The following is a 12,862-nucleotide window of genomic DNA, read 5'->3' on the forward strand; positions in this document are numbered from 1 at the left end:
GGTGCGTCCCGTAACGTCGTCTTCGGAGTGGTGCGCTCCCGAACTCGGTGGCCGCGGGTTACCAGCCGTTCGACCCGATACTGTAGTGACTACCGTTTCCGTCACCTGGTCGTTCTCACCGTCGACTGTTAGCACGTCTCCAACGGATCGCCGACAACCGTCGGGTCGTCCCGCTTGTTCAGTCGGGTGAGCCACGCATCGTGCCGTTTTCGATCCGAATTCGTGCTGCTTTCGTCTTGCTACCCCGAACGAAAAGCCGGCTACGGGCAGACGAATCGATCGGACGAGTCGTTGTCTTTGTTTCTCTTCTTCCAGCTATAGTAGTCGTTGACGGTCATTGCACACCCTGCTCGCGAATTCGCGGCCAGCGAGCAGTCGCTGGCCGCAGCAATGTGAGGGAGGGGTATCTCTGTTCAACGACTACTATAGAGTTCCCTGCCGATGCAATCCGTTCTATCCTCGTTTCTACAGGCGGAGCAGGCCGAGTGCCTCGGGGTCAAGCCCCGAGGCGGTTCACTACCTGTGTCATATAGCCGTCCCGTGATTGCGGAGTGTATGACCTGTGTTCCGACTGCAGTCCGGGAATGCGCCAGTGGCCCTCGACGCGAGTCCGAAATCGGTCGCCGGGTAGCCGCCCTCTCCCAATTACAAACGTATGGCTGTAACTCATACCGCTCGTCAGTGAGGGGCCGCCTCTCCTCGGTCACCTGGTCGTCACGCACTGGCCGCCGCGACGGACTCGCTGATTCACGGATTGATCGTCCCGATTGTGGCCGTTCGACCGCCGTTCTTACTGATTGAACGGCTACGAGAACATGATGTTCACTTCGATCGTGTTCGCTGTCGACAGCAACTGATTACGGAGGTTATTTTCTTCCCACTCGTTTTCGAGTCGGTGTTCGGGGCCGGCAACGGTAACTGCCCCGTACACTGTTCCGTCCGTGTCCAGTATCGGGACACCGATCGCGCTGATGCCGGGTAAGTACTCCCCGGTACTGTATGCGACGCCGTCGTCTCGAATCGCCTCGAGTTCGTCGTGGAGGGTCGCTCGATCGGTAATCGTCTCCTCGGTGAACGCTGGAAGTCCCCAGTCTTCGATTATCTCGTCGACCCGCTGTTTGGAGAAATGAGCAAGCATGGCCTTTCCACCGGCCGAATTGTGGAGATACGTGTGCGTACCGATGCCGATGTCGCTCGTAAACGACCGGGTCCCTTTGCGGACGTTGATGATCGCCCCGAGCCCGTTCTGATGTGTCGAACACAGCACTCGCTCACCGGTTTCCTCCGAGAGTTCGGTGATAGGACCGTCCGATGCTTCGTATAGCGGCTCAGCGTGTTTGACGTGCTCACCGAAGGAGAGAAATCGAAGACTGAGCCGGTATTCCTCCTCGTCCTGGACGACGTACCCCTTCGAGTGGAGCGTCATCAGATGGGTGTGAACCGTACTCTTTGCGAGATCTGTTCGGTCGGCCAGTTCCGTGACGCCGGCCCCTTCAGCCTGCCACAACGCTTCGAGAACGTCGAGCGTTTTAACCACTGCCTCGACCCGCTTCCTCCCGTTCGTTCCCGATGTTGCCATACTTCAAATTCTCTTACATGAAATAAAATTGTTTCGCTCTGTTGAACGCTGTTAATTCTCGAAAAATTCGCAGAGATCAGCGAACAGTAATACAGTCGCTGACTCGCCAGTACTGCCCGTATTCGCTATCAGGCTTTTCCTTGAAAACAATTCCCACGGCAACGCTTAAGTGACACGTTATATGAAATAAGCTATGGACTTCAGCGAACCGTCCGAAGCCGTGCAAATCAAGAAAGCAATCGACGACTTCATCGATCAGGAAGTTGCCCCTCTCGAGAACGAATACGATCAGTTTCTTGGAGCGGACTACGAAAAGAACATCGTCGACGACGAGCATCGACAGGTTCCAGAATACCGAAACATCGTCGAGCAGATCCGCAAAAAGTCCGTCGAGGCGGGTTTTTACGGGATGACGATGCCGGAAGAAGTCGGCGGCGGCGACGTCGACATCCTCACTCGGGCGATCGTCGGCGAACACCTGTCCAACCGGCCGCCGGGCTTTCACAGCGCCATTTTCGGCGGTGCCGGCGGTCCAACGCTAATCCTGCTCGCCTGCGACAAGCGCCAACGAGAGCAATATCTCCGGCCGCTGATGGACGGCGAGATCACGACCTGCTTTGCACTGACCGAACCAGGCCATGGCAGCGACGCACACCACATGGACACAAGCGCCGAGAAGGACGGCGACGAGTGGGTTATCAACGGTCAGAAGGTCTATATCACGAACGGGCCGTACGCGGACTTCGCCATGGTGTTCGCTCGCACCAGCGGCGACGATGGGGACCTCGGCGGGATCACGTGCTTCCTCGTAGAGGACGACAATCCGGGCTTCGAGGTCGGGACGATTCACCGCGCGATGGGGATGACCCCCGGCACGCACGCCGAACTCCATTTCGACGACTGCCGCGTCGGCGAGGAGCAAGTTCTCGGGGAGGTCGATCACGGGTTCCAGTCCGCGATGGACTGGATCGGCGGCGGTCGGATCAACATCGCCGCTGGCGCAGTCGGAACTGCCCAGTTCCTCCTCGACATGTCGGTGGAGTACGCTCGCAGTCGGGAGACGTTCGGGAAGCCGATCGGGCACCGACAGGGGATTTCGTTCCAGTTGGCCGAACTGGCGACCGACCTCGAGCAGGTTCGTCAGCTCTATCGGTATGCCGCCTGGAAGATGGACAACGGCGAGCGCGCCCGCAAAGAGGAATCGATGGCAAAACTTCGAGGGGCACAACTCGCCAACGACGCCGCCGATATCGCCATGCAGGTTCACGGCGGCGCCGGCTTCATGAAGGATCTCCCCATCGAGCGCAACTACCGTTCGGCCCGCGTCTTCCGTATCTTCGAGGGGACCGACGAAATTCAGCGACGAACGATCGCCCGCGAACTCATTTAAAATCGACAATGGAGGACTCGACGGAACCGCAGACGTTATCCGCTACGATGCGGGTGTCGAGGCTCGATTTCGATATCGAATGGCCGCCGAAACACGCCGCGGCGTACATCATAGAGGACCCAGCCCCGATCGTAATCGACGCCGGTGATCCGGAGAAACGCGCCGAAATGACGATCCGAGAGGGACTGGCCGCGAGTGACTACGACCTCAGCGATGTCGAAGCGGTCGTCGTAACCCACCCCCATAGCGATCACATCGGCCAGGTCCCGCTCCTCCGAGAAGCAGGGGCGACGGTGTACGCCCCGCAGCCGGTACTCGAGCAACTCGATCGCGACGAAGACGACCTCGCCGACGGTGTCCGCGAGATCGGTCGATCTGCTGGATATCACGGGGAAGCGATCGACCGAGAGGTCGAACGCGCTCAGTCGTCCTTGCGTCGTAACCGCAAGCTGCTCGCACCGAACGAAGCAGTCTCCTTCGAACACGGCGAGTCGTTTACCGTCGCCGGTCGCGAGTTCGAGGCCATCCACACGCCAGGCCACCAGGTCCACCACGCGAGCCTGGTGATTGAGCGAAGGGGCAGGAAGCTGCTATTCAGCGGCGACGCGCTTATCGAGCCGTTTCGCCCCGGCGCGATCAACGTCGGTCTCGATCATGGGGCCTACGAAGCCGTCGACGCGTTCCACCGCGCGCTGGACCGTCTCGAGGGGCGAGACGTCGATCGGGTGTACCCCGGTCACGGTCCTATCTTCGACGACAACGAAGGTGTCATCGCGAACACCCGAGTTGGACTCGAGTCGCTGACGGACGCGACCCTCGAGGCGGTCGAAGCCGTCGGCCCCGCGACGCCGAGAGAAATCACCCGTCACCGAACCGGTGAGGCGCGCCATCCGGCGCAGTTGCTCGACACGCTCGGTGCGCTCGGCACGCTCGAGCGCCGAAACTGGATTCGATTCGAGGATCGCGACGGCGTCCGTTACTATTCGGTCAGAAACGCCTCACCGTGATCGAGCGGGAGCACGATGCGGTCTGCGATTCCCCCGTACAGCTCTCGTGCTCGGACGAGCAGTTCGCCAGGTGGCGCTTCGATTGCGAACGCTGCAACCATCTCGTCGGTGATCAGGTCGGTCATTTCGTCCCATCGCTGGTCCCGCGAGAGCTCGTGTAATTCTTCGCCGACCGACCGCCAGCCGTGGTGGTCGAGGACGTCGTGGTACGTTCGGGTGCTCCCGTAGAACGCGATGCGCCGCTTGACCTCCGCGCGCGACTGCTCGCGCTCCTCGTCGGTTTCGCCCGTCACGACGAACGGACTGGCCGAGAGCGACACGTCCTCGAGCGCTCGGTCCTCGCGCTCGGCTCCCTCTGCAACGGTCGGTGCGATGACCTCGTCGGTGTACTCCGGAGTGTTAAACGCGTGCATCGCCAGCCCGTCGCAGAGTTCGCCCGCAAGCCGGATGTTGTATTCGTTGACACCCGCGATGTAGATCGGAACGTCCGGATGATCGCTCGGTCCCGGATTGAAGGTTTCGGTCATAAGCGAGAACGCGTAGTGATCGCCCTGATAATCGAGGTCGGTCTCGCCCTGGAAGACGTCGAATATGTGGCGCAGCGACTCGACTACTTCGCGAAGGCGCGGCCCGGGGGAGTCCCAGTCCACGCTGAATCGGCGCTCGTTGTGTCCCTTGACTTGCGTTCCGAGTCCGAGGACGAACCGACCGTCCGTGTACCGGGCGAGGTCCCAGGCCGCGTACGCGAGCGCCATCGGACTCCGAGTAAACGAGAGCGCGATGCGCGTTCCCTGCTGGATGTCGTCGGTTTGATCCGCGATTACCGGATGCGGGAGGAACGCATCGTTGTCCGTCTCGGGCGTCCAGACGCCATCGAACCCGAACGATTCCGCGCGTGCAGCCATCGCACCGGAGTCCGCCGGCAGTCCGGGCACCATCGCGTCAATGCGAAGATCTGACATACATGCTGATCGATGGGCCACTCCTTCAATCTATGGACGGACGACGGGATTACTCAGAGGACGCGGTTCTCGAGGGCTTCGCCCGCACGAAAACGGTCGTAGTTGCGTCCAAAGACATCGGCACAGCGCTCCCAGTAGTGGGGGGTGCTACCTGCCATATGCGGCGTAACGAGGACGTCCTCGCGGTCCCACAGCGGCGACTTTTCGGGTAGGGGTTCCTCTTCGAAGACGTCCAGTGCCGCACCGCCGAGCGCGTCGGCCTCGAGCGCATCGACGAGCGCAGTCTGATCGACTACCTCGCCACGGGCGACGTTGACCACCACTGCCTCGTCGGGGAGGCGTGCCAGCGCGGTCGCATCGATCAGTCGTCGCGTCTCGTCGGTCAGTGGACAGGCGAGCACGAGGTACTCGCTCTCGGACAGGACGGACTCGAGACCGTCTGGACCGTACAGTTCGTCGACGCAGTCAGGTGCGTCGGTCGGATCGCGTTTGGTCCCGATCAGGTGGGCGTCGAACGCCTGGCAGTAGTCGGCGACTTTCGAACCGATCGCGCCGACGCCCACGATCCCGACCGTTCGATCCCCGAGTTCGCCGGCCAGATACCGCTCCCACTCCCGTCGGTTTTGCTGGACGATCGCGCGATCGAAACGCCGTTCGAAGTAGAGGAGATAGCCGAGGACCTGCTGGGCGATCGGCTTTGCGTGGATTCCGGAGACGGTCGTCAGCGCGACGCTGCGGTCGGAAAGCGTCTCGTAATCGTAGAAATCCGCCCCCGCGCTGAGCGCCTGGACCCATTCGAGATCATCAGCGGCCGCCAGGACGTCGTCGGGAAGTCGCTGGGTGACGAGCACGTCGGCGTCGGCGACGGCGTCGAGCAACGCGTCCGCATCGTCGACGTGCTCGAGGTCGATGTCGGGCCGTCGCTTCCGGATCGTCGCGACCAGTTTCGGCCCACCGCCCTCGATGATATGCGGGGTGACGACAACTCTCACGGGTCAGGCGGCCTCCGACTCGTCGCGCTCCTCGAGTTTGAACTTCTGGATCTTCCCCGACGTCGTCCGCGGGAGTTCGTCGATGAACTCGACCTCGCGCGGGTGTTTGTAGGAGGCGACGTTCTCGAGGAAGTACTCCTGAATTTCGTCGGCGGTGACGTCGACCCCCGGTTCGACGCCCGGGGCGGTGACGACGTAGGCCTTCGGCACTTCGTTGCGCCGATCGTCGGGGATCCCGATCACCGCGCCTTCGGCGACGGCGTCGTGTTCGGCCAGTAGTTCCTCGAGTTCACTCGGGTAGATGTTGTACCCGGCGGAGTTGATCATGTGTTTCTTCCGGTCGACGATTTCGTAGTAGTTGTCAGCATCCCGGCGAGCGATGTCGCCGGTCCGGAAGAAGCCGTCGTCGGTAAAGACCGCATCGGTGGCCCCTGGCATGTCGTGGTAGCCTTTCATGACCTGCGGACCGCGAACGAGGAGTTCCCCTTCCTCCCCAATGGCGACCGTTTCGCCGGTTTCGTCGACGATCTTCGCTTCGGTCATCCGGAGCGGCTGGCCGATCGTGCCGTGTTTCAGGCCGAACGTCGACCCGCTCTGGGAGTGGGTTGCCCCATTCGTCTCCGTCAGCCCGTACCCCTCGCTCATCTCGACGCCTGCGGTCTCCTCGAATTCCTCCTGGACCGCGACGGACATCTTCGCACCTCCTTCGCCGGCTGACTCGAGGCTCGTGAGATCGTACTCGCCGAAGCGTTCACTGTTGATCATGTCGACGTACATCGCGGTAACGCCGACGTAGTGGGTGATATCCTCTTCTTCGATCAGCGCCATGCAGTCATCGCCGTCCCAGTTGGCGGCGCTCCGGAGATAGACGCTGCCGCCGCGGATCAGCGGTTGCCACGCGGTGTGGGTGAAGCCGGTGATGTGATACAGCGGGAGCCAGACCAGACTGCGAACGTCTTCGTCGTCGATCGCGCCCTCTCGGGAGAGGATCGCAAACGTCTGGGCGCGGAAGTTGCGGTGAGTGAGCTCGACGCCCTTCGGCTTTCCGGTCGTGCCCGAGGTGTACGGCAGCAGTGCCACGTCTTCGTCGTCGCGTTCGACGAACGTTTCGTCGCCGCGGACGTCCGAGAACGCGTGAACGTCGTCGGAATCGGTGTCGACCGACACGACGATCGGCTCCCACGCTATTTCAGCGAGAGCCGCTTCCAGATACGGTTCCAGTGCGACGTGAGTAAAGACGGCCGCTGCGTCTGTATCCTCGAGTTGGTACGTGAGTTCTCGCTTGCGGTACTGCGGATTGACCGGCGAGACGATAGCACCGGCTTTGAACGCACCGAGCGCACCGATCAGGGATGGCGGACAGTTCGGCAGATACTGTAACACGACGTCGCCGGGTTCGATCCCGAGGTCGGCTAATCCGCCGGCGACCCGCGAGCTTTCGGCCTGCAGTTCCTCGTGAGTCATCGTCTGGCCGTGGTACTCGATCGCTTGCGTCTCGCCGTGGTGGCCCACCGTCTCGTCGTGTAGCCGTGCGACGTTCCCAGATTTGGCAACCTCCCTCACACTTGCTAAATCCATGCACCATGATATCATGGATGAATATAAAATAGTATTCCCGTCCCTGGTGGCGCCCCGGGAATCGTCCCGATCCATCCGCGAGAGACAGGTCGGGCCGACCGCGATTTCCCGCTGCCCACCGATCTTCGAGCCGTTTACGCGGTTTTCCTCGGTCGGAGCGACGGCTCGAGCGATTCCTCACGAACGTTGCTCAGGACATCAGGTTCTGGTAGACGGTGAGAGTCGCTCCACATAGTAAGCGATGCGAGTCACTCCACATAGTAAGCGATGCGAGTCACTCCACATAGTAAGCGATGAGAGTCACTCCACACTTCGGTCGTGAATTCGCGACCAGCGGGTACTCGTTGGCCGCCCCAGTGCAAGCGGTGGGCAAATCGTTTCACCAAAACCATGTGCTGAGGTACCGTTCACCACAAACTATTTGCGTTCGGTTGCGATATCGAGAGACGATGCCACGATTCGCAGAACGGAAGGATACCGGTGGCTGAACCGATTTTGGCAGGTGTCGCCGAGAGTGACCTCGGCGAGACGCCCGACCGGAACTGGCTCGACAACGCAGCGATCGCGACTGTACGCGGGACTGTTCCGGCCGCCTGGCGCGTACGCGATGGCTGCTCGACGTCATCTGCACGAGTACGGCACGACCGAGGAACAGTTCGCGGAGATTGCCGTGTCGACCCGCGAATGGGCGTCGATGAACCCGAAGGCGGCCCAACGGGAGCCGATCACCGTCGACGACGTTCTCGAGTCCCGGCCGATTGCCGAGCCGTTTACCCTCCTCGACTGTTGTCTGGTCTCCGACGGCGGCGGCGCAGTCGTCCTGGTCTCCGAAGAGAAAGCGCGCGAACTCGACGTCTGTTGCGGCAACCGTCACCAGTACCCGCGAGCGGTCTGTACCGCCTGCGGAGCCGAAGACCCGCCGTTCACAGAACGCGATGGCACCGGGACGATTTACACCTACACTACTTGCCACGTCCCCGGCGAACCCGGCTTCGGTGATCGGATGCCGTACGTCGTCGGCGCTGTCGAACTGGCGGAAGGCCCACGACTGCTTGCGATAATCGACGCGGACTCGGCGGACGTCGAGGTCGGATCGCCGGTCGAAGTCTCCTTCTGGCGAATGTCCGACGAGCCCGCGATGCCGGCGTTCGTCCCGGAGTGAGCGAGCGCTCACCGTATGGCGGCGTTCGGTCCGATTGGTTCCCCCGGAAAAGCTGCTGTTCGCGTTCTTATTCGAGATCGACCGATGCCGTTCCGGTCAATAGCGTTTCGCCAGTCGTGGTGGTGGCCTCGAGTTCCGCTTCGGCCGTCCCCTCATCTCGATCGATCTCAGCGACCTCGCCGGTCGCGACGATGGTGTCGCCCGGGAAGACCCGCGACTGAAATCGGACGCCAAAAGACGTGACGTCCGCGACGTCGAACCAGGTTGTGACCACACGGGACGTGACTCCGGCGGTGAACATGCCCTGTCCGAAGATGCTCTCGTTACCCGCGGCCGTGGCATAGGGTTCGTCGTAATGGATCGGATTGAAGTCGCCGCTGGCACCGGCGTACTTGACGAAATGCTGGCGCTCGAGGTCCTCAACGACGACCGTCGGGCCGGCGTCGCCGACTGCGAGGCCGTCGATCGTTCGCACGCGCTCGAATTCACCGGCAGTAGACGACGGGACGTCTCGATCGGCCGTGACAGTTCCGCCGTTCGCTTCGGCCACGTCTTCGGTGCTCGAAGCAACGTCCTCGCCACTCGAGTCGTCGTCCCCGCCCACGTCGCTGCCATCGTCACCGTTGTCGTCGACCGCGCCCGACGTCTCGATTGCAGTCGACCGATCGGTCAGCACGAGGTCGTCGTTTTGATCCCGATATTCGGTTTCGAGGACGGCAAACGTCATCGTTCCTGCGCGGCCCCCCTCTCGCTGGAAGACGTTCGTAAGCGTCGTCGTCCCCTCGAGGACGTCTCCGACTGCGACCGGGCGCTCGTACTCGTGGGCTTGCTCGCCGTGAAGGACGTACTCCGGCTGGAAACCGAGATCGAAGCCCTTGCCGTCGACGTCCTCGGGCGTGTACCGGGGGAACCTGCCGACCTGACTGTACGTCAGCGGCGCGGGAACGCGCTCATATCCCCGGTTTACGGCGACCGATTCGTCTCTGAACACTGGATCGTCGGCCGTGATCGCACGCGCGAACTCTTCGACTTTGCCGGCCTCGATGCGAAAATCCTCTACCGTGACTCGCGAGTCGCCGACCATCGCCTCGAGTTCCTCGAGCGATTTCGTTGGCATCGTCGTTCACCGCCTCCTCGGTTTGGCTACTACTGCTGGTGCCAGTCCTCTCGCCGCTCCATGCCGGGCCGCGCTTCGTTGCTGTCTCCGTCTCATTACGCAATTAATACGTCACGAGTGGTATAATAGTACCTTTTGGAGAACCCGGGTCGCACCCCTCAGGTGATCCGGTGAGCCAAATTATTCAGCTTCGTCTGGACCAGTCACAGAAATTCGGTTCCCTGACAGTTGTCAGAATGGCCCACCCAACCGCTCCAAGACCAATACCCGCAGTTCCTAGTTGTTTGAGAACTGCACGCCTCTTTTTCATTCACTATACTAAAACAAATGCTGTGTAAGTACAAAAACTTTTTATGAGGATACCATTCAAAAGTGCGGTTAGGTATAGTATAAACGAATATACAGTTCTCCATCGCTGAATCTGATTGGAGAAGTAAACCCCCTCGATTATCGAGTGAACGTGGGTCGAATAGCTTATAGTGACGGTTGATAAACCCGTAGACGAGAATGACTGGAGATATCATACAAGGTTCAAACGCACAGACAGTAGAACGTATTGAGAGTTTGGAGGACTGTTGATGACGACAGATCAGTTCAGCGTCGACGGTCAGACTGCGATCGTTACGGGTTCCTCGAGCGGGATCGGGAAATCGATCGTCGAGCGGTTCGCCGAGGACGGCGCGAACGTCGTGGTCACGTCACGGGAGATGGAAAACGTCGAACCAGTCGCCGACGAGATCAACGAGAGCGAGCGTCCCGGGAACGCGCTCGCGTTCGAGTGCGACGTGACGGACCGCGACGCGGTGCAGGAGCTAGTCGACGCAACCGTCGACGAGTTCGGTTCGCTCGACATTCTGGTTAACAACGCCGGGGCGGGCTTTCAGGCGCCGCCGACCGAGATTACCGAGAACGGCTGGAAGACGATCGTCGATATCAATCTGCACGGAACGTTCCATTGCTCGCAGATCGCCGCCGAGTACATGAAGGACAATGGTGGTGGCCGGATCGTCAATTTAGCCAGCGTCGCGGGTGTGCGCGGCTCCAAGACGATGAGCCATTACGGGGCCGCCAAGGCCGGCGTCATCAACTTTACCACGTCCTTCGCGGCCGACCGGGCCGAAGACGACATCTGGGTCAACTGCATCGCACCGGGCCTCGTCGCGACCGAGGGCGTCCGTTCTCAGATGGGCGTCGAGGACGACGCCGGCGGGATCGAACGCACGACCCCGGATCGCACGATCGGCAAGCCCGAGGAGATCGCCGACCTCACGCAGTTTCTCGCCAGTCCTGCTTCCTCGTACATGGTCGGCGAGACGGTGACGATTAAGGGGCTGCCACGTCTCGAGTAGCCGAGACGCGCGGCTCACGAATCGCCGTCGGCGAGTTCGAAACACGGTGTCTGTTACCACCACCCATATACTTTTCATCTTGAGTGAGAAATGGAGGTCACATGGAACTCGACGTTGTCCCCGCAGAATCCCTCTTAGAGCCCCCTTACGACGGCAACGTTGCACATCTGCTAGAGCGTGGAGCCGCAGAAGACCCCGACGCTGTTGCGATCGAACACGCCGGCGAGTCGATCACCTACCGCGAATTCGGCGAGGGCGTCTCGCAGTTCGCCGCTGGTCTCCGGGAACTCGGCATCGAGGCTGGCGACCGGGTCGGCGTCTACATGCCTAACGGGATCCCGTTCTGTACCGTCATCTGGGCCTGCTGTCACGCCGGCGTGATCGCGAGCCCGTTGAATCCTGAATATCGCCGCCGCGAAATCGAATATCAGCTCGACCACGCCGATACCGAGGCGGTTATCGTCGCGGGGGATGCCGAGGACCACGTCCGCGAGGCAGTCGAGACGCTCGAGACCGACATCGTCAGCGCGACCGCCGCCGCCGACCACGTATCGGTACCGGATCTCGGCGCGGGTGATTCCACCGTCGATATCGTCGACCGCGAGGACGACGACGTCCTCCTCCAGCCCTATACCTCGGGGACGACCGGCCAGCCGAAAGGCGTCTTGCTGACCCACCGCAATTTCCGGGTCCAGATCGTACAGAGCGTCTCGAGTTACAGCGCCGGACCGATCGATGGCGACGGAATTATCGTCTTGCCGATGTACCACATCACCGGTCTGCTCGGGATGATGGTGTCGCTGTGTGCCGGCCGAACGCTGCATCTACTTCGACCCGACCAATGGGACCCCGACCGCGTCCTCGAGAAACTCGACGAACACGACATTCCGGCGTTCAACGCCGTTGCCGCGATGTTCGTGGATTTGCTCGAAGCCTACGACCCTGACGAGTACGATCTGTCGTCGCTAGTACGGGCCGGTCAGGGAGGCGACAAGTTACCCGCGCCGATTCAGCAACAGTTCGAGGAGGCATTCGACGCATCGCTTTCGGAGGGATACGGGCTAACGGAGACGACGGCGACGACCCATACGATCCGGTGGTCGACGCTCGGAAATCGGCCCGGAAGCGTCGGTCAACCCGTCGGCCACACGCGGTCGAAGATCGTCGACGGTGACGGAAACGAAGTCGGGGTCATGGAGGAAGGCGAGATTCTGATCGCTGGCCCGCAGGTGATGAAAGGCTACTACGGGAATCCGGAGGCGAACGAGGCGGTCTTTACCGACGACGGGTTCTTTCGCACGGGCGACATCGGAATGCGAGACGAAGATAATTACTACTACATCGTGGGCCGCGAAAAAGAGATGATCCTGACCGCGGGCTACAACGTATATCCGCGCGAGGTAGAAAACCTGCTGTACGAGCACCCCCAGATCCACGAGGCAGCTGTCTTCGGCGTTCCCGACGATCGACGTGGCGAGACCGTCGCCGCCGCTATTTCCCCGAAGGAAGGGGCGGACTTGACCGAGGACGACATCAAGAGATACATCCTCGGCGAACTCGCTCCCTACAAGCATCCGCGGCTCGTCGAGATACGTCGTGACCTTCCCAAGACGGGCAGCGGCAAAATCCGAAAGACGATGTTGCTCGACGAGTTCATCCAAGAGCATGAACTGGAATCGTGATGGGGTGCCCTCTCCACACCCGGTCTGCACGCCGACGGTCGGTC

Annotated in this window: 10 protein-coding genes; 5 read left to right on the forward strand and 5 right to left on the reverse strand. The window is 61.1% G+C overall.

Annotated features, from left to right (window positions below; genetic code table 11):
• Positions 1–805 precede the first annotated feature (805 nt).
• The gene (locus HYG82_RS36420) at positions 806–1,579 is read right to left on the reverse strand and encodes an IclR family transcriptional regulator (RefSeq protein WP_179262386.1); all 774 of its coding nucleotides are present in this window, start codon (positions 1,577–1,579) and stop codon (positions 806–808) included.
• 193 nt (positions 1,580–1,772) lie between these two features.
• On the opposite strand from HYG82_RS36420, the gene HYG82_RS36425 reads away from it, so the two are divergent.
• Together HYG82_RS36425 and HYG82_RS36430 are read left to right on the forward strand one after the other, a co-directional pair.
• Complete coding sequence (locus HYG82_RS36425; RefSeq protein ID WP_179262388.1) at positions 1,773–2,969, forward strand: acyl-CoA dehydrogenase family protein; 1,197 nt, start codon at positions 1,773–1,775, stop codon at positions 2,967–2,969.
• Positions 2,970–2,977: 8 nt separating this feature from the next.
• Positions 2,978–3,976 (forward strand): MBL fold metallo-hydrolase, encoded by a 999-nt coding sequence (locus HYG82_RS36430; RefSeq protein WP_179262390.1) that lies wholly within the window; start codon positions 2,978–2,980, stop codon positions 3,974–3,976.
• Here HYG82_RS36430 and HYG82_RS36435 read toward each other — a convergent pair.
• From HYG82_RS36435 to HYG82_RS36445, 3 genes are read right to left on the reverse strand one after another with little or no spacing between them, the layout of a single operon-like run.
• A complete protein-coding gene (locus tag HYG82_RS36435) occupies positions 3,949–4,938 on the reverse strand; it encodes a TIGR03617 family F420-dependent LLM class oxidoreductase (protein ID WP_179262392.1) in 990 nt (329 codons plus the stop codon). The two genes, HYG82_RS36430 and HYG82_RS36435, sit on opposite strands and share 28 nt — an antisense overlap.
• A 53-nt stretch (positions 4,939–4,991) precedes the next feature.
• Complete coding sequence (locus HYG82_RS36440) at positions 4,992–5,930, reverse strand: D-2-hydroxyacid dehydrogenase (protein WP_179262393.1); 939 nt, start codon at positions 5,928–5,930, stop codon at positions 4,992–4,994.
• 3 nt (positions 5,931–5,933) lie between these two features.
• A complete protein-coding gene (locus HYG82_RS36445) occupies positions 5,934–7,508 on the reverse strand; it encodes a class I adenylate-forming enzyme family protein (protein WP_179262395.1) in 1,575 nt (524 codons plus the stop codon).
• Between the two features lie 607 nt (positions 7,509–8,115).
• Here HYG82_RS36445 and HYG82_RS36450 point away from each other — a divergent pair.
• Positions 8,116–8,670, forward strand: a complete 555-nt coding sequence (locus HYG82_RS36450; protein WP_235217722.1) for an OB-fold domain-containing protein — start codon at positions 8,116–8,118, stop codon at positions 8,668–8,670.
• Positions 8,671–8,737: 67 nt separating this feature from the next.
• On the opposite strand, the gene HYG82_RS36455 is transcribed toward HYG82_RS36450, so the two are convergent.
• Positions 8,738–9,787, reverse strand: a complete 1,050-nt coding sequence (locus HYG82_RS36455) for an FAS1-like dehydratase domain-containing protein (protein ID WP_179262397.1) — start codon at positions 9,785–9,787, stop codon at positions 8,738–8,740.
• A gap of 578 nt (positions 9,788–10,365) precedes the next feature.
• On the opposite strand from HYG82_RS36455, the gene HYG82_RS36460 reads away from it, so the two are divergent.
• Both HYG82_RS36460 and HYG82_RS36465 read left to right on the forward strand, forming a co-directional pair.
• A complete protein-coding gene (locus HYG82_RS36460) occupies positions 10,366–11,136 on the forward strand; it encodes an SDR family NAD(P)-dependent oxidoreductase (protein WP_179262399.1) in 771 nt (256 codons plus the stop codon).
• A gap of 101 nt (positions 11,137–11,237) precedes the next feature.
• Positions 11,238–12,818, forward strand: a complete 1,581-nt coding sequence (locus tag HYG82_RS36465) for a class I adenylate-forming enzyme family protein (protein WP_179262401.1) — start codon at positions 11,238–11,240, stop codon at positions 12,816–12,818.
• Positions 12,819–12,862 lie beyond the last annotated feature (44 nt).

The sequence above is a fragment of the Natrinema halophilum genome (assembly GCF_013402815.2).
Taxonomy (GTDB): Archaea; Halobacteriota; Halobacteria; order Halobacteriales; family Natrialbaceae; genus Natrinema; species Natrinema halophilum.